This window comes from Mucilaginibacter sp. P2_D11 (assembly GCF_056404435.1).
In genome coordinates this window covers 415,227-433,705 of the sequence record NZ_JBFUEA010000001.1, presented here as the reverse complement: position 1 = coordinate 433,705, position 18,479 = coordinate 415,227, and the positions used below count along the sequence as shown (strand labels likewise).

The following is an 18,479-nucleotide window of genomic DNA, read 5'->3' as shown; positions in this document are numbered from 1 at the left end:
AAAAACCGGCCAATGGCAAACCATTGCGCTAATTTACCCGCAACGCCGTAAAAATTGTTGACGGCCATTCATATTACAAAAAACAAAGGCGGGGTTGTCGCCCCGCCTTTGATGCTATTTGAATTTGTTTTTTAAAGCCGCCAGCTTACTCATCATATCCATCTCCGGTTCCGGAGCCGGCTTATTGGCGGGGCGCTGCACAAAGGGTTTTTGTGGCGGGCGGTTGTCGCGCGGTTTTGCAGCAACGGGCGCTTCGCGCTTCTCGTTCTCTTTCATCGATAAAGATATGCGCTTGCGGTTGGCGTCAACCTCGGTAACGGTAACTTCTACCTTTTGATGCACCTTCAATACTTCGTTAGGATCTTTGATGTAGCGGTTGGTGATTTGGCTTAAGTGTACCAAACCATCCTGGTGTACGCCGATATCCACAAACGCGCCGAAGGCAGTGATATTGGTTACGATGCCCGGCAGTTTCATACCCACTTTCAAATCATTGATACCGTTAACACCATCAGTAAAACTGAAGGCTTCGAACTGTTCACGCGGGTCGCGGCCGGGTTTGGCAAGCTCGGCCATGATATCGTTTAGCGTAGGCAAACCTACCGTATCAGAAATATACCTTTGCAGCGGGATAGATTTGCGCAGCTTGTCGTCGCGCATCAAATCCTGCACTTTGCAGTTCATGTCTTTGGCCATTTGCTCCACCAACGCATAACGCTCGGGGTGCACAGCGCTGGTATCCAAAGGGTTTTCGGCTCCGCGTATGCGCAGGAAACCTGCTGCTTGTTCATAGGCTTTATCGCCAAGCCGGGCAACTTTCTTCAATTGGTCCCGGCGTTTAAAGGCACCGTTTTGGTTGCGGTACTCCACAATGTTTTGTGCCAGTTGCGGGCCAAGGCCCGATACGTAGGCTAATATTTGTTTAGATGCCGTGTTCAGCTCTACGCCAACGGCGTTTACGCAACTTACGACGGTATCATCAAGCGAGGTTTGCAATTTATTCTGATCCACATCGTGCTGGTACTGGCCCACGCCGATGGATTTTGGGTCGATTTTTACCAGCTCTGCCAGTGGGTCCATCAGCCTGCGGCCGATGGAAACCGCGCCGCGCACGGTAATATCCTTATCCGGGAATTCTTCCCTTGCCACATCCGATGCCGAGTAGATGGATGCCCCGCTTTCGTTCACCATTACGATAACTGCTCCCGGCAAATTCAGGTTACGTACAAACACTTCGGTTTCGCGGCCTGCAGTGCCGTTGCCTATGGCTATAGCCTCAATTTTATATCGTTCGAACAGATGCTGTACGGTTTTTTCGGCTTCTTTGGCCTGCCCTGCGCCCGTGTGTGGGTAAATGGCGGTGTTCTCTAACAATTGCCCCTGTTCGTCCAAACAAACAAGCTTGCAGCCGGTTCGGAAGCCGGGGTCAATGGCCATCATACGTTTTTGCCCAAGTGGTGCGCCCAACAAAAGCTGGCGGGCATTCTCGGCAAATACGCGGATAGCTTCCTCGTCAGCTTTCTTTTTGGTGAGCAGGCGTATCTCTGTTTCCATCGATGGCTTCAGCAGTCGCTTGTATCCATCGCTGATGGCCAGGCCAACCTGCGATGAAGCGCCGTTACGCCCTTTGATGAATTCGCGCTCCAGCAGGGCTAATGCTTCTTCTTCGGTTGGTTTTACATCCAGCCAAAGGATTTCTTCCTTTTCGCCGCGGCGCATAGCCAGTATACGGTGTGATGGTGCCGATTTAACAGGCTCCGTCCAGTCGAAATAGTCTTTGTATTTGATGCCTTCTACCTCCTTACCATCGGCAACCTTTGATTGGAATGTACCTTTCTCGGTAAACAGTTCGCGCATTTTGGCGCGGGTTTCGGCATGCTCGCTAATGTATTCAGCAATAATATCGCGTGCTCCGGCCAGGGCTTCTTCGGTATTCTTTACGCCCTTTTCCTCGTCGATATATTTACCGGCTTCCAGTTCAGGGTCGAAGTTCTTTTGCTCCAGCAATACGTCGGCCAGTGGCTGCAGGCCCTTCTCGCGGGCTGCCGTTGCGCGGGTTTTGCGTTTTGGGCGGTAGGGCAGATAAATATCCTCCAGCAGCACCATGGTTTCGGCGGCGTTTATTTTCGCTTCCAGGTCCGGCGTAAGCTTGCCCATATCCGTAAGCGATTTCAGGATGGCCTCGCGGCGTTTATCCAGATCGCGCAGTTGCTGCACGCGGTCGCGTATGGCGGCTACCTGCACCTCGTCAAGGCTACCGGTTACCTCTTTGCGGTAACGGGAAATGAAGGGCACGGTTGCGCCCTCATCTAACAAGGCGATAGTTGCGTTTACCTGTTTAGAACTTACAGAAAGCTCTTGAGCTATTTTGATATCGTGATTGATCATACTTTCAATTTCGGACTGCGAAGTTGGCACTCTTTAGCCACAAATCAAATTAGAATTTTTTAAAGGAATGTTGATGAGCGGGTTTATTTAAATCAAAAAAGCCCCCGCTTACACGGAGGCCTCTGCTGAACATATATATTGGAATTTACGAAAGTGTTGCTTACAAAGCTGCGGCATCGTTAGCAGCAGCTACGAATTTGTTGGTTACTTTGTCTTGTTTTACCGCGGCAACCAGTTCGCTTTGATTTACAGTTGCAGATTGGTCGTGTGTTAAAGTGTACTCGTTAACGTTACCTTTTATATCTGCTTTGGCGCGGTCGTTTACGGTGATGCTGGCTTTGTAGGCATCAAGGTTTAATTGTGCTGATGCATTGTTGAACAAATCAACGTTCAGCTCTATTTTAGACAAGTTGCCAAATGATTTAACTTGTGAGTTGTCATAAGCAGAGATGGCACGCAGATCGGCAGCAGTTACCCAAACCACTAAGGTTTTAGCGTTGTAGGATGCAATGCGCAATACACCGTTATCGTTTTGCACCATGGCGCTTTCTGCGTAGTACTTGTTGTAAACCTTTACCTGGTCGGCTGCGCCGTCTGATACAAACAGTTGCACGTTGCCGCGGATTTCGATTTTTTTGATCTGGCTTACGTTAGTCAGCACGGTGCTAACTTCTTCTTCGGCTTTGTTGTTTGTTGCTGCGAAGGTTGTTGATACAGTACCTAAGGCTAAAGTAAGAACGGTTGCTATGGTTAAGAATTGAGTTTTCATGATTATAATATTTTGATTGTGAGTGCTTTTTGTGTTTTTCGTTTTATTAAATACACACATATGACGCACCCAAACCACATCCGTTACAGCGGTTTTGGGCCTAATAGATGTACGGCGGGATTATGTCGGTAAACGGTAGAAAAGGGTCGGCGAAAAGATGGGGGAAATTGCGGTAGGAGGGAGTTCAAATCATAGCGATGGTTTTCAAACCCATCGCTATGATTTAATTATCAAAGTAAGAGAACGAGTAAGGTTCGTTATGCGGCAGCTTTAATAACCCTTTTTCTTTGAGGTAGTTCATCCATTCTTTGGCCCGTTCATTGGCGTTGCAACTGTATAAGTCGCCCGAATGGCATAGCTTTTTAGGAAAGCCCAGGGTGGTTTTAAACGTAAGCTCTAAAAGTTTTACCATTAAATACACTTCGTTGTTTCGCTTCCCGCCGCCGCCACCAACAAAGGCTGTTACAACATTATACTTCAAAATATCATAAACCTTATCGTAGCTTAATTTACCATTGGCTTGCAGGTAGGTTACCCCACCTTGGTTTAGGTAATGGCTGTACACCTCATACTCCGAATGACTGGTATAATAGTTTAGGAATTCCTCCCTGGCTAACGAATCCTCAAAATCAGTAAACGTGAAGCCAAAATCGCTATCTAAAAAAGCGTACTTCTCCCACTTCCAGCTAAAAAAATTAACCGGCTCTAAAAGCTTAACGGCTGTGCCTATTTGCTGATAATTTATTTTTTCCAGTAATTCTTTAACCGCATACTTTAGCGTGTCTTTATTTGTACTGCTTCTCAATATACTATCAAATGCGCCTTTAAAATCCTTAATTCGGTTATCACTGTTTGTGTCGCCAGGCTTCTGCGCCTTATTACCATCGCTTTTACCGGATTGAGTAAGCGCTATAGCCCTTGGCAGTTGTATAACAACGTCGTTATCAACAGGCCTCAAAGCGTTAAGGCGTTCCAGGGTTAGGTTGCCGGTTTTTACAAACTTTAGCAGGTAATTATAGCCTGTGCCGCTGATGGCCAGATCATGATATAGCTTAGATTTCTTTAAATAGAGGCTCAATTGAGTTTTATCGGCAATAATTTTGCTCCAATTTTTAGAATAGAATATATCGATTATCCTCCCGGCGGAATGCGTATAATGGAAATCCTGCTCGTACAAAAGGCTCCAATACTCAAAAGCGGTAATATCTTTTAACGATAGGCTGACAACGATTTTATCCTCCAATTGCCTCCTTTTCGCGAAAGATAGCTCGCCTCGCAACATTTGCACTAACTGCCTTAAGCTCTCTGTACCTTTAAAATCAATGTTATTACGCTTACAATAATCCGTTAACAAAACCATTTGCTTTAAAAACCGATAAGGAAAGGAGGGTAATTCTCCATTTGCATCTATGGATGCCTTATTATAGTTATCGGCTAATTTGATGACCTCTGCCGGATTGCAGGTAGTTAAATATATAAAAGCATTCATCGCGGCCGTATCTGTTTCCGATTGTAGTCGTTCAAAGTAAGACGCAATCCGCAAAGGTGGCGCTGCCTTTATCCCGGAATTCATAAAAACATTTTTAGTTGCATCCCATTGAAACGCCTCATAGTTTTTTGCAAAAAAAATCAGCAAATTTTCTCTCGAGGGTAAAAAAAACTCTTTTTCAATGTGATGCGTTATTTCGCCCTTTTCGTTCCGAACGCCGACATCAACCCCTGTGAGCAGTTGAAGCAAATTAATATAATCAGCCGCATCGTTATGATATTCATCAAAGCGGTATCTGTTGCGGTAAAGCCGGGCTGCAATTTTATAAAGTGCATAATTGTCTTTTAACCCGATAAGCATGTCGATATCACCATCCTTAAGCCATGGCAAGTTTAACAGCCTATCCGCTGCCCTGTGTAAATCGCCATTTCGTAAATAAGTAAGCTCAAGCGCTTCGATTTCAACATCCCGGCGGCTCATTGGGGTCAGCAAAAACACGCCTGCATCTACATCGAAGGTTATTTTATCAAAATTCGCGTCTATAAATTTTAGCCAATCGGAAGTGGAGGTTTTGGTATCAAGGTTAATCTCGCTTTGCAAAAAGGAGACGTTTTCAGTTATGAGATCCAGGGCTACATCTTTTTGGCGGGGCTTGAGTATATGATAACCTAAAAATCTGGTTACTTGGTTGGTGCTATCCAGATAAGGAGCAATAGCCAACAGGGCCGTTTTATTGCCATTCCTTAGCGCTTTGCCAATGCTATCTAATTTGCTGCCGGCAAATTGCGGGGCCTGTTTAAATGAGGCCTGTACAGCATCCCTAAAAAAAGGCAGTTTTGCTGTGTCCTTAATGGTTATTTGCGCCAGACAGCAAACAGGCAGGGCGATTATGGCAAGGGTGATTATAAATGTTTTCAACGGCGGCTAAGGTGTTTGTTAAATATACACAAGATGCCGGGTTTACCCATTTTCCATAAGCCCCCAAATATTTTGAGCAAATTAAAGGCTCCCCCTTCAGGGGGTCGGGGGGCTGGGCCTAAAACGGCACAATCACTTTCACGCTCAAATTCCTCCCGATGTTGTATATGCCCAGCCTGCCGTTTGGCGAGGCATTGTAGTATTCGAAATACTTGAGCCGGTTGAGGTTTGATTGATAGGCCACATCGAAGAGGTTATCAGCCTGCAAAAACAAATCAAACAGGGGCTTGCCGCCTTTACGGCCCACCGTTGCGCTGATACCGGTATTGATTAGGGTATACCCCGGCGTGGCGGTTTCGGTATTATGGAGGGCATAGAAGCGGTGTTGCGCTGAATAGATATCGGCCTCGGCACGTAAGCTTACCTTGCTGAATATACCATATACACCCTGCAACTTAATGCCCACCTGCGAGCGCACATGCAGCGGCGGGATAAAGGGCAGGTATTTGGCGGCACCGTTGCTTTGCGCTACCAGCTTCTCGTTTTGGTTTAGACCGACTACATAGGCCAGGCTGTTATTAAACGACAGCCACTTTAAGTTATGCGGATGCAGGTTTAACGTAAACTCGGCACCGTAAAGCCGCGCTTTCGACTGCTGGTATTGGTAGGTGCTATTGCCGGGCACGATAACAACGGGGTTGCCATCGGCATCATCAAGCCGCGACTGGTAAATGTAGTTTTGCACCTGGTTGTTGAATAGCTCGGCGGTAATGTCGGCATCTTTGAGGTAAGCAATAATGCCCAAATCTTCCTGCAAATTAAACTCGGGCACAAAGCTGCGGTTGCCCAGGTAAACGATGTGCGCGCCCGGGTCAAGGCCATTACTGCCAATCTCGGTAATGTTGGGTGCGCGATAGCCGCGTGCAATGTTGGCCTTCAGCAACAACCGTTCGTTCAGGTTATAAGTGAGGCCTATACTGCCCGATATACCATGGTAGTTGTGGTTAAAATTGGGGAACTGTAGTCGACCGCCGGGGGTATTGGCCGCAACGCGCTGCTCAAAACCGTTGCCCGGGTTTGGCCCCACATAAAAATCGTCCCAACGGATATTTCGGGTATCGTACCGTATACCGCCGGAAATATCGGCATTGCCGATAGTTTTTTTCGCGAAAAAGAAACCACCCACATCGAACAAATTATAATCGGGGATGGGGAAATCGGTTGCCGCCTTGCTGCGGTTAGTCTGGTAAATGCCATTGAGACCAAAGCTGGTTTCCAAACCGGCAAAAACCGGGGGACTGTAGCGTAAATCGTAATTTAGGGTATTCAGCGTAACATACAGCCCTGCCTGCTGCGGTTGTGTGGGGTGATTATACTCGCGGCGTACGCTTTGCTGCCCGCCAATAGATGCATCAAGCACACCATCGCCCAGTTTAAACTCGTTTTTACTGTAGATACGGTAATGCTGAATGTGTTGATGCAACGGTGTTATGGCGTATGATTTTAGCAGGTCCTCGGGCGCAAAAGGGCGGTTTTTGATGTCGTCGTTCGGGCCTTCGGCAACCTGTTTGGTAAATTTACGGGTAAGCGAATCGCGGCTACCATCGGGTATTTCCTGCTGGTTATTGTAAATAGTGGCCGCCAGTTGTGAGTAGCCCCACTTTTTATCGGTACGCAACATGGCCGAGAGGATGTACTCCCTAAAGGCCGAGTTATACACCGGCCCGTCTATCTTATTCTGGTAGTTGTGCGCCATTTTCCCCGTTGCCCTAAAGGCGTATTTCCAGTCGGCTTTTTTGTAGGATAGCCCTACCGACGAGCCGACGAGCCCGTTATTGCTATGGTAATCGGCAATCCAATCGCCATTCAGCTTGCCGTCATCCCCATTAGGGATGTAAGGTATCAGGTTGATAACCCCGGCCAGCGCATCTGAGCCATAGGTGAGGCTGGCCGGGCCTTTGATCACCTCGGCGCGGGTAATGCCGTATTGGTCTATCTCTATGCCGTGCTCATCGCCCCACTGCTGCCCTTCCTGGCGTATGCCGTCGTACAAAGTCAGCACCCGGTTATAGCCCAATCCCCTGATGAAGGGCTTGGAAATATTTGGCCCCGTGGTAACCGCCGTAACGCCCGGCACGCCTTTGATAATGGCATCGATGATGTTATTATTTACATGCTGGTCTATCTCTTTTTTATTCATTACCACAATTGGCACCGGGTTGCTGCGTAGCTGCGTAGCGCGCGATACACCGGTTACCACCACTTCGTTCAACTGGGCGTTGCCTTCTTTTAAGTCGGCGCTGAGGGATGATGCTGCGCCATCGGTTATGGTAGCCTTGCTGCGCTCGGGATAATAGCCCAGGCTGCTGAATACCACCTGGTATTGGCCTGCGGGCAAATTGTTGATTTGGTAGTGCCCCTGTTCATCGGTTTTAGCGCCATGCCTGGTGCCTGCAATCGTTACGGTGGCGTAAGCCAGGGGGGCATTATTAGCAGTTACCTTGCCGGTTAAACTCCCATTTTGGGCGAAAGCAGTTGATACACAAAGCAAATATAGGGCAAGTATTAGATAGCGCATTCGATATTATTTTGCACAAACGTATCAATAAAAATTGAGTAATTAAATAAATAAAATTAGGCAAGCCTAATTTTATTTACAACGAATGTTTTTTGTTTATGTTTGTACAAGCCAATATTTGCCATGCACACGCTATCAGAAGAAAATTATCTTAAATGTATTTACCGCCTTTGGCAGGATAAGGGCGAGAAGATTACCCCAACGGCTATTGCCGAGTGGCTGGGCAACAACCCGGCATCGGTAGTAGATATGATACGTAAGCTTACCGATAAGCAACTCATTGTTTACGATAAGAAGAAAGGCGTGGAGTTAACTCCTCAGGGCCAGAAAGACGCTACGTTAATTGTGCGCAGGCACCGCCTTTGGGAGGTGTTTTTATTGGAGAAACTGGGTTACCATTGGGACGAGATACACGATATTGCCGAGGACCTGGAGCATATTAAAGATGCCACCCTGGCCGACAGGCTGGATAAGTTCCTGGGTTTCCCGGAGTACGACCCGCATGGCGACCCAATACCTAAGGCCAACGGCAAAATGGCCAAACGCCACTCCATTACCCTGGCCGATGTTAAGCCCGGCACGCATTGCCGCGTAGCTGCTGTTAAAGATACAACGAGTGCTTTTTTGCAATACCTGCAAAAGCTGGATATCAGCATCGGCACAAAAATTCAATTGATAGAAAAAATACCCTTCGATGGTTCGCTGGTGATAAGCATAGCAGGCGGCGAGCGCACTACGGTTTCGCAAAAATTTGGGGAAAATATACTGACGGATATTTAGGGCTGCTGCCGGCAGCTTATTGGTCCAGATGGTTTTCAGAGCCTTCTTCCTGCTCTTTATGCTGGTATTTGTATTTCATAATTACCAGTATAGTAGCCGCGCTGAACATAAGGGTTGGGATAACCGCCACTACCAGGCGCCAGGTTTGGTGCGAATCGATAGCCTTGTTAATGGAATTTACGCCTACCGCTACCATCCCGATGAAAATCATCAGCGGTACGATTAGTTTGCGGTTCTCGGGTGTTGCCATTATTTAAAGTTACACAAAAAACAATACAATTAATATTAATTTAACAGATAAAGTTAATTAACAGCACTATACGGTTCCGTTCCCGGGCAAAACTCTCCTACGTAAACTATCTTTTCTTCAAAAATTCGGTGCGCAGCACAATGCTCATACCGTCTACTTTGCAATCAACTTCCTCGTCGTTGTCCGTCAACCGGATTTTTTTTACCAGGGTACCCTGCTTAAGCGTGGTGCCGCCGCCTTTTACTTTTAAACTTTTTATCAGTGTTACGCTGTCGCCATCGTTCAATTGGTTGCCGTTGCTGTCTTTTACTATAAAATCGCTCATGGGGGCAAAGTTACGTATAACTTTAAATGGCTGCCCTTAGCGGATAATCATGCCGGCGGATATAATGAATTTTATTTGCTGATAATAATTTCCTAAATTGCTCAAAATCAGCAGTCCCTTTGCCGATAACCAATTATCAAAAACACCTAAACTACATAGCATATGAAAAATGTAACCGTCTGCATTGCCTGTGTTTTACTCTCAGTTGGCTACGCTTTTGCGCAAACAGATAAGCCAACCAGCTTAAAAGAGCAGGCCGACCGTTTAAAAACATTTTTCGACCAGCACGAAATAGAGAAGGTTTACCTGCATTTTGATAAACCTTACTACGCCGTGGGCGATACCATTTATTTTAAAGCTTATGTGGCTTCGGGCGAGAAGAACGCTTTAACCCAATTAAGCGGCGTACTATATGCTGATTTGATTGACCCCCAAAACAAAATCGCCATAGCTATAAAGCTGCCTATTGTCGATGGCCTTGCCTGGGGCGATTTTGCCTTGCCCGATTCTTTGCCTGCCGGTAATTACCGCATACGCGCCTACACCAAACTGATGCAGAACTACGGCAGCGACCTGTTTTTCGATAGGGTGATACCCATAGCTGCTATTACCGATAAAGCCCTTAACAACGCCGCTGTAACCATACAAGGCGGCTTGCCCGATATTCAATTTTTTCCGGAAGGGGGCGATTTGGTGCCGGGTATTTCCGCTAAAGTTGCCTTTAAAGCCGTACGTGCAGATGGCACCGGGATAGCAGCAAACGGCATAATTTTTAACCGTGCGGGGAAAGCAGTCGCCAACTTTGCCTCATCGCACCTGGGGATGGGCATAGTAGGTTTCACACCTCGTAACGGCGAAAGCTACCGCGCCGAAATTACCTTTGCCGATGGGTCGAAAAGTAACGTTGCCCTGCCGGCCCCGGATAGCAGCGCTGTTGCCCTGGCCGTGAATAATTTACCCGGCAAGCTTGCTTTAGTCATCAATGCAGGCGATGGCTTCTTCCATGATAACAAAAATCAGCCGCTTACCCTCCTTTTTTATTCTGGTGGTAAACTCAGCACTTTTACTGATAAGCTAACCAACCGGGAGATGAAATTCGACCTGGCGAGCAGCCGCCTGCAGTCGGGTATTACGCAAATAACGCTGTTGGCCGCAGATGGCACTCCCCTTTGCGAACGGTTGGTTTTTATTGATAACCATGATAATTTAACCATAGATGCCCTTACCGATAAACCCACTTACCGCCAACGCGAGCACGTTATGCTAAAAATACATGTACAAAACCAGGACTGGAAACCCGTGAGCGGTCATTTTTCGGTATCGGTTGTCGACAAAAGTAAAGTAGACATCAATGAGGCCAAAGAAGAAAATATCCTGACGTACTTGTTGCTTACCTCCTGCCTTAAAGGGTATATAGAAAACCCTGGTTATTACTTTAACAACAGCAACGATACCACCCGCAACAACCTCGATTTAGTGATGCTTACCCATGGTTACCGCCGCTTCACCTGGAAAAATATTGTGAACAACGATTTACCACCGCTGGCCATCCGGCCCGAAAAAGCATTAAGCATTAGCGGACAGGCAAACCTATCTAACGGGAAGCCTTTAAGCAAAGGGCTTATCACGCTTGTCCGTACAAAAGGTGGCGGCTTGCTGAGCCAGAGTACCAACGAGTTGGGCGCTTTTACGTTTCAAGACCTTGCGTTTTATGATACCACGCGTTTTGTAATAAATGCCGTGGATGATAAGGGCAAAAGCTACACAACGCTTACCTACAAGCCCGAGCCGGCAGCGGCGGTATCGCCCGCTTTATATGCCAGTACCGATACATCTAACGCGGCAATTATACATGCGTACCTGGCAAACAGCCAAAAACAGCATACCGAGTATTTAAAATACAACGCCGAAGGCATCCAGCTTAGCCAAGTTGATATAAAAAACGTTAAAAAGGCAACTTACCGAACACAAAGCCTGGCAGGTGCCGGCAATGCCGACGTGACGATAAAGGGCAGCGATTTGCCGCAACACGGGATGCTGGCCAACTTGTTATCCGGGCGTATTGGAGGGGTTTATTTTTTGGATGCAGACAATCCGAACGGTGGCCTGCCGAAAATGCAGATAGGCGGCGACAACGGCATGGCGGTGATTGTAGACGGCTTGCAACGGGTGTCGTCGCCGGGAAGACCTGTTATTATCAATGATATTGCGCCTGGCGATATAGAAACCATTGAGGTGCTCAAATATGCCAGTAACACCATATACGGGATAAGCGGCGGAAACGGCGTGCTAATTATTACCACTAAACAAGCTGCCGGCACAGCTGCAAAAGACATCGTATCTCATGGCGTTTTGCCCTTAACTATTCCGGGGTTTTACAAAGCACGGGAGTTTTACGCGCCTAAATACGACCGTATAAACAATAGTACCCGGCCCGACCTGCGCAGCACTATTTACTGGGTGCCCGAAATAGCCACAGATAAAAACGGCGATGCTTCCTTTGATTTTTACAATGCCGATGGCACCGGGAAGTACCAAATAATTATAGAGGGAATAAACAATGAGGGAGTTGCAGGGGCAGCTAAATTCAGCTACGAGGTTACGGAATAGCAGGCTATGAGGACATTTACGTTGTGCTTTATATTACTGGTTTTTAGTGAAAGCATGTCTTTGGCGCAAACCGTTAAACCTGCTACCCTAAAAGACCAGGCCGCGCGGCTGAAGGCTTTTTTCGACCAGCACGAAATAGAGAAAGTTTACCTGCATTTTGATAAGCCGTACTATGCCGCAAGCGACACCATCTACTTTAAAGCCTACGTGGTTGCGGGCGAGAAGAACGCACTAAGCCAATTGAGCGGCGTTTTGTACGCCGATTTAGTCGACCCTCAAAATAAAATCGCCAAAGCCATAAAGCTGCCTATTTCTAACGGCCTGGCCTGGGGCGATTTTGCCTTGCCCGATTCTTTGCCTGCGGGTAACTACCGCATCCGCGCTTATACCAAACTGATGCAGAGCTACGGCAGCGACCTTTTTTTCGATAAGGTGATACCTGTCGCGGCTATCATCAACAACCCGGCATTGAAACCTCCTTCGCAGTCCAAAAAATCCGACGCTGTTATTGCCGTGCCCGATATCCAATTCTTCCCGGAGGGTGGCGACCTAATAGCAGGCGTACCTTGCAAAGTGGCTTTTAAAGCAATTATCCCCGCAGGGAACGGCGTTGACGTAACCGGTACCGTATTCAACAAGAATAATGAAGCGGTTGTAAAGTTTGCATCGGCCCATTTAGGGATGGGCGTATTTAACATAGTGCCCATCGAAGGTGAAACCTATCATGCCGATGTTTTATTCGCCGATGGCCGCAAACAAAGTATTCCCTTGCCCGCAGTAAGGGCCGATGGGGTAGCCATGGCTGTTTCAGATTCTGTAACAAAAATATCTGTACACGTTAACCCTTCGCGGATGTTTTACGAACAGCATAAAAACCAGCCGCTGGGCCTGTTCATTTATTCGGGCGGGCGGCTCACCACCGTTTCGGACGTAATGGACGGGCCGGATATGCGTTTCGATATCAACAAGAGCGGCCTGGGCTCGGGCATTACGCAAATAACGCTGCTATCGGCAACGGGCGAGCCCCTGTGCGAACGGCTGGTATTCATTGATAAGGAAGATAAGCTTGCAATCACGGTAAGCGTCGATAAAAAAGAATACAAGCCGCGCGGGCAGGTAAAAGTAAGCATCCATATGGCTGCAGCAGATACCCCGGCAAACAAGGCGCATTTTTCGGTAGCGGTAATCGACAGAAGCAAAGTGGTTATTGACGAAAATAAGGCCGAAAACATCCTGACTTACCTGCTGCTCACCTCCTGCCTCAAAGGGAATATTGAAGAGCCGGGGTATTATTTTACCGGCACTGATGCAAAAAAGCAGGCCGATTTAGACCTGGTAATGCTCACCCATGGTTACCGCCGGTTCAGCTGGAAGGCATTGCTCAGTAATGATGTTTTGCCGCCAACCACCCCTGCCGAAAAGGGCTTAAGTATTGCCGGGCTCGCTAAATCCATATGGGGTAAGCCCGTAAAAGACGGCGTGGTTACGCTGGTACCAACCAGCGGAGGGGCGTTCCTGACGGAAAAGACCGACAATGCGGGCACCTTCAGCTTTAAAAACCTGGCATTTTATGACAGCACCCGCTTTGTACTAAACGCCGTGAATGCCAAAGGTGGCAATAATACCGAGTTGCTTTACAAACCGGACTTACCGGCACCGATAGCTGCCGGGGTTTACTTTGCTGCCGCCGATACTTCGTCGGCAGATATCGTGCGGGCATATTTGCAAAGCAGCAAAGGCCGGCATAACGATTATCTGAAGTATGATGGGCCGGCCAGGCAACTGAAAGAGGTGGTTATCCGCTCTGTAAAACCGGCTACCTACCGCACCCAAAGCCGGGTAGGCGCAGGCAATGCCGACCAGGTGATACACATGGCTGATATCAAAGAAACCGGGATGCTATCTGATATTTTAAACGGCAGGCTGCGGGGCGGGGTAAGGTTTGTGAAGGGCGGGCTGGTATCCTCAGTAGACAGTAGCCCCTTATTGATTGTAGTAGATGGCTTAGAGCGGCTCGATGGCAGCGTCGACGACATCAATTCATCTGATGTAGAGACCATTGAGCTGCTTTCACCATTAGGCGTAAAGGGCCATATCTACACGAATGGCAGCCATGGCGTTTTAATAATTACCACCAAACAAGGTGTCGGCCGCGACCCAAAAGACATCACATCCCGCGGCGTACTACCGCTCACCGTTCCCGGTTTTTACAAAGCCCGCGAGTTTTACGCCCCACGCTACGATGTAATAAACAACCATACCCGCCCCGATCTGCGCAGCACCATACACTGGATACCCGAGATAACAACCGATAAAAATGGCGATGCATCTTACGATTTCTTTAATGCCGACGGAACCGGGAAATACCAGATAATTATTGAGGGAATGAATAATGAGGGGATTGCAGGGGTGGCGAAGTTTATTTATGAGGTGAAGGAGTAGATGCCGGCCCTATATTTGTGCCACCGTGCCGAGCTTATAAAAATCATTGTCATTGCGAGCGAAGCGCGGCAACCTCATAGGACATTGCACATAGCAGAGCGAATTTGCATATCCGCTTGTCCTATGAGGTTGCCACGTCGCGCCCCGCTCATTCCTTCGCGCCGCTCCTCGCAATGACAATTTCTGCAAAACAAAAAAAGCCTCCCCAATCGGGAAGGCTTTCAAAATATCTGTTGGCTGCAAACTATTTAGCCACGTACATTACTTCTTTCACTGCTTTTACTACGCGGTCTGCATTTGGCAGGTACTCTTGTATTAAAGTTGGTGCGTATGGCAAAGGCACATCGCCACCGGTTATGCGCAGGATAGGCGCATCCAGGTAATCGAATGCATCTTTTTGCACTTTAAAAGCAATTTCAGTAGCTATAGAACCTAATGGCCAGCTTTCTTCTACGATAACCAAACGGTTTGTTTTCTTAACCGATTCGATGATGCAAGGGTAATCGATAGGGCGCACGGTACGCAGATCGATAACCTCGGCGTGGATGCCTTCTTTTTCCAGTTCGGCGGCAGCGGCGTTAACCACTTTCATTATTTTGCCGAAACCTACCAGGGTAACATCGGTACCTTCTTTGGTTATGGCTGCTTTGCCTATTGGGATGTAATATGTTTCTTCGGGTACTTCGCCTTTATCGCCGTACATCACTTCCGATTCCATGAAGATACAAGGATCCGGGTCGATGATACATGATTTTAATAAACCTTTTGCATCGGCAGGGTTTGATGGTACAACCACTTTTAAGCCCGGGCAGTTGGCATACCAGTTTTCGAAGCACTGGCTGTGCTGCGAGCTAAGCATACCGGCGTTGCCTGTTGGCCCGCGGAATACGATTGGCACCGAGAACTGGCCGCCGCTCATGCTCATGATCTTGGCTGCGCCGTTGATGATCTGGTCGATAGCAACGAGCGAGAAGTTGAACGTCATGAACTCTATAATAGGTTTCAAACCGTTCATGGCCGAGCCTATGCCTATACCGGCAAAACCCAATTCAGAGATGGGTGTATCTATTACGCGTTTAGCGCCAAACTCATCCAACATGCCCTGGCTCACTTTGTAGGCACCGTTGTATTCGGCAACCTCTTCGCCCATTAGGTACACGTTTTCGTCTGTGCGCATTTCTTCCTGCATGGCTTCCCTAAGCGCTTCCCTGAATTGTATTTCTCTCATTATTATTTAAAATGAAGTTTTTGCGATGGCAAATATAATCAAAATGTGGAAAATGCAATCAGCCGCGCAATACACTTATTGTTTATCTATTATTTGTTACATTGCCCTAACCAAAACCCGCTCCCCAATGAAATTCCCATCGGTAAAAAACTTGTTCCAAAGCGTAGGCCTAACCGTTGAGCGATTCCCCTTCGAATCGATATTCGCGCTGGCCGGCACCGTAGCGGCAACCATCAAAATAGAGCTTACCTACACCAGCCGCATACAGGAGAACTGGAGCCTCCGCGCCATTTTGGTGGCCAACCTGGGTTTGCTGCTCAGCCTTGCTGCAACGCTGTTTACCGAGAGCAAGGGCATTGGCGGCAGCAAAAAACTGCTCATCCGCATAGCCACGGCCATTGTTGCCTGCCTGTTTATCTTCGTCATCAACCCCGGTGAGCATGGGTCAGATCATATCCGTTTCGCGCTGCTGTGCCTTTCGTTCCACTTACTGGTGGCATTTGCAGCCTTTACGGATAAAGGCCACATCAATGGTTTCTGGCAGTTCAATAAAACGCTTTTCTTACGGTTTTTAACCAGCGCTTTATATGGCATCGTACTATTTGCCGGCCTCGCAGCGGCAATCGGTGCCATGAATTTTCTGTTTAATTTTAAATTTGAATGGGATACTTTTTCGATACTTTTCGCCTGGATAGTGGGCATCTTCAGCACGCTGTTCTTCCTGGCCGGCGTGCCCGATAATTTTGAAAGCCTTGAGACCGACGATAGCTACCCCAAGGGACTCAAGATTTTTACGCAGTACGTGCTGATACCGCTAGCTACGGTTTACGTAGCTATACTGCTGGCCTATGAGGTAAAGATATTGCTGCAATGGGAGTTGCCAAAGGGCCTGGTATCAAACCTGATATTGAGCTATGCCGTGTTCGGCATCCTCTCGTTGCTGCTGGTTTACCCCATCCGCGAGCGCGAAGAAAATAAGTGGCTCAAAACCTATGCGCGTTACTTTTACTTTTTGCTCATCCCTCTGCTGGGCTTGTTGTTCGCCGCAGCGGGTACGCGCATATTCAGGTACGGCATAACCGAAATGCGCTACTTTTTGATAACGCTTGCAATTTGGCTGCTGTTTATTACGATTTACTTCCTCGTGGCCAAAAAGCAAAGCATTAAAATTATACCCATATCTCTATCCCTGCTGATATTGCTATCGGCGTATGGTCCGCAAAGCGCGTTCACGGTGGCTATGCATTCGCAGCAAAGGGTGTTGACAGGCTTATTTATAAAATATAAGGCATTTGATAAAGATATGCTGATGCCGATAGACAGCAATAAAATAAAAACCGAAGACGCAACACAGGCGGTTTCTACCATAGATTACCTCATCGACAAACACGGGTTGTCGTCCCTGCAGCCTTTTTTCAAGGAAAATTTGAGTAAAATACACGATTCGCTGGCCGTTGGTAAAACCCCAGGTAACATTACATTTGACGTTTCTGACTGGGAGTTGCGTTGGCGACAACTCGATTGGGCAAAAAAGCAACTCGGGCTGCATAAGTTCTCGCAATACGACGATTATGCAACTGTAGACACCGTTGCAGAGCAATCAAAAACCTATAAATTCCAAATCAGGAATATGGTAGTACTTGACGTAAAAGGGTATGATTTTATTATAGCGGAAAATATGAACTACGAGGACACCGCAACCTACACCATCAATACGCATAGTTTCAAACAAATAGTTAACAACAACGTCTATGCGCTGCAAATTGATGGGCAAACTGCATACTTTGACGTGTTGAAACACTTAAAACAGCTTGCAACGGATAAACCGGGCAAGGCTAACGATAGAGAGCGCATACTACCCGATAGCATGCTTGCGCTTACACAAAGCATAAAAGGCTACACCATAACTTTTAAGATTAAACAGGCAAGCTTTGGTACGGATGGCGGTGAATATTCCATCAGGTCGATTGATGCCGACTACCTGGTAAAAAAGGATTAAATCAACAGGCCCGAGGCCTTTAACAGGAGCGCGGGATTAGGGATGTTCTGCCGCAGCAGTTCCTTTTCTGAATACTTGCCCACCCCCGGATAATCGCCTTTGGCATCGGCTATATCCAGCATCAACTGAAAGTGGAGGTGCGGCGGCCAATGCCCGTTTTCGGTGGCATTACCCAGCGTGGCAATATGTTGGTTTGCCTCAATGTGTCGCCCAACTGCTAATCCCGCAAGGCTTGTCCGGCTCAGATGCCCGTACAGGCTATAGAAGTTAAAGCCATCCAAATTGTGCTGCAGAATGATGGTTGGCCCATAATCGCCAAAGTTATTGTTATCCTGAAAGCTATGGACAATGCCTGCCAGAGGCGCGTAAACCAGTGTGCCAGCATCGCCCCATATATCAACGCCTAAGTGGAGGCGACGTGGTTCGTCCGCGGTATCGAAGTGCGCGCTGCGGGCGTAAATAGTACGATGCTCCATATAGCCGCCAATGGCGTAACGGCAATTATGCTCCAGAAGTTTTTTATCGATGTAAGCACTGAATGCCTCCGTATTGGCGACCATGTCCGGGTCCAGCTCGGCATTGGCGGCGGTAAGGTCCAGCGGGAATAGCTTGTCGGTACCGGCATCAAAATCCACAACTTTACCAATAACGCCTTTGTATGTACCAAGGCATGCGGCTAATTTTTCGGTAGCACCCATAGGGT

Annotated in this window: 12 protein-coding genes; 4 read left to right on the top strand and 8 right to left on the bottom strand. The window is 47.7% G+C overall.

Annotated elements, in window-relative coordinates:
* Positions 1–114: 114 nt before the first annotated feature.
* The 4 genes from AC1DXC_RS01785 to AC1DXC_RS01770 all read right to left on the bottom strand — a co-directional run bounded on the left by AC1DXC_RS01785 (position 115) and on the right by AC1DXC_RS01770 (position 8,142).
* Entirely contained in the window at positions 115–2,388 is a 2,274-nt protein-coding gene (locus AC1DXC_RS01785; RefSeq protein WP_477457408.1) for a Tex family protein, read from the bottom strand.
* Between the two features lie 160 nt (positions 2,389–2,548).
* Positions 2,549–3,157: a GIN domain-containing protein gene (locus tag AC1DXC_RS01780; protein WP_477457407.1), complete on the bottom strand. Its 609-nt coding sequence runs from the start codon at positions 3,155–3,157 to the stop codon at positions 2,549–2,551.
* Positions 3,158–3,380: 223 nt separating this feature from the next.
* Positions 3,381–5,564 (bottom strand): hypothetical protein, encoded by a 2,184-nt coding sequence (locus tag AC1DXC_RS01775; RefSeq protein WP_477457406.1) that lies wholly within the window; start codon positions 5,562–5,564, stop codon positions 3,381–3,383.
* 118 nt (positions 5,565–5,682) lie between these two features.
* Complete coding sequence (locus tag AC1DXC_RS01770) at positions 5,683–8,142, bottom strand: TonB-dependent receptor (protein ID WP_477457405.1); 2,460 nt, start codon at positions 8,140–8,142, stop codon at positions 5,683–5,685.
* Between the two features lie 123 nt (positions 8,143–8,265).
* Between AC1DXC_RS01770 and AC1DXC_RS01765 the strand changes: the two genes are divergently transcribed.
* Positions 8,266–8,922 carry a metal-dependent transcriptional regulator gene (locus tag AC1DXC_RS01765; RefSeq protein WP_477457404.1) on the top strand — a complete coding sequence of 219 codons (657 nt, stop codon included), beginning with the start codon at positions 8,266–8,268 and terminating at the stop codon, positions 8,920–8,922.
* Positions 8,923–8,938: 16 nt separating this feature from the next.
* Here AC1DXC_RS01765 and AC1DXC_RS01760 read toward each other — a convergent pair whose 3' ends face one another.
* Together AC1DXC_RS01760 and AC1DXC_RS01755 are read right to left on the bottom strand one after the other, a co-directional pair.
* Complete coding sequence (locus tag AC1DXC_RS01760) at positions 8,939–9,172, bottom strand: hypothetical protein (protein WP_477457403.1); 234 nt, start codon at positions 9,170–9,172, stop codon at positions 8,939–8,941.
* A 106-nt stretch (positions 9,173–9,278) separates the two neighbouring features.
* Positions 9,279–9,497: a zinc ribbon domain-containing protein YjdM gene (locus tag AC1DXC_RS01755; protein WP_348082560.1), complete on the bottom strand. Its 219-nt coding sequence runs from the start codon at positions 9,495–9,497 to the stop codon at positions 9,279–9,281.
* A 162-nt stretch (positions 9,498–9,659) separates the two neighbouring features.
* Between AC1DXC_RS01755 and AC1DXC_RS01750 the strand changes: the two genes are divergently transcribed.
* Together AC1DXC_RS01750 and AC1DXC_RS01745 are read left to right on the top strand one after the other, a co-directional pair.
* Positions 9,660–12,107 (top strand): TonB-dependent receptor plug domain-containing protein, encoded by a 2,448-nt coding sequence (locus AC1DXC_RS01750; RefSeq protein ID WP_477457402.1) that lies wholly within the window; start codon positions 9,660–9,662, stop codon positions 12,105–12,107.
* Between the two features lie 6 nt (positions 12,108–12,113).
* Entirely contained in the window at positions 12,114–14,549 is a 2,436-nt protein-coding gene (locus AC1DXC_RS01745; RefSeq protein WP_477457401.1) for a hypothetical protein, read from the top strand.
* A gap of 244 nt (positions 14,550–14,793) precedes the next feature.
* On the opposite strand, the gene AC1DXC_RS01740 is transcribed toward AC1DXC_RS01745, so the two are convergent.
* A complete protein-coding gene (locus AC1DXC_RS01740; RefSeq protein ID WP_477457400.1) occupies positions 14,794–15,777 on the bottom strand; it encodes a pyruvate dehydrogenase complex E1 component subunit beta in 984 nt (327 codons plus the stop codon).
* 127 nt (positions 15,778–15,904) lie between these two features.
* On the opposite strand from AC1DXC_RS01740, the gene AC1DXC_RS01735 reads away from it, so the two are divergent.
* Positions 15,905–17,776: a DUF4153 domain-containing protein gene (locus tag AC1DXC_RS01735; RefSeq protein ID WP_477457399.1), complete on the top strand. Its 1,872-nt coding sequence runs from the start codon at positions 15,905–15,907 to the stop codon at positions 17,774–17,776.
* Here the strand turns inward: AC1DXC_RS01735 and AC1DXC_RS01730 are convergent.
* Positions 17,773–18,474: a peptidoglycan DD-metalloendopeptidase family protein gene (locus AC1DXC_RS01730; protein WP_477457398.1), complete on the bottom strand. Its 702-nt coding sequence runs from the start codon at positions 18,472–18,474 to the stop codon at positions 17,773–17,775. The genes AC1DXC_RS01735 and AC1DXC_RS01730 overlap by 4 nt on opposite strands.
* Positions 18,475–18,479: the final 5 nt, after the last annotated feature.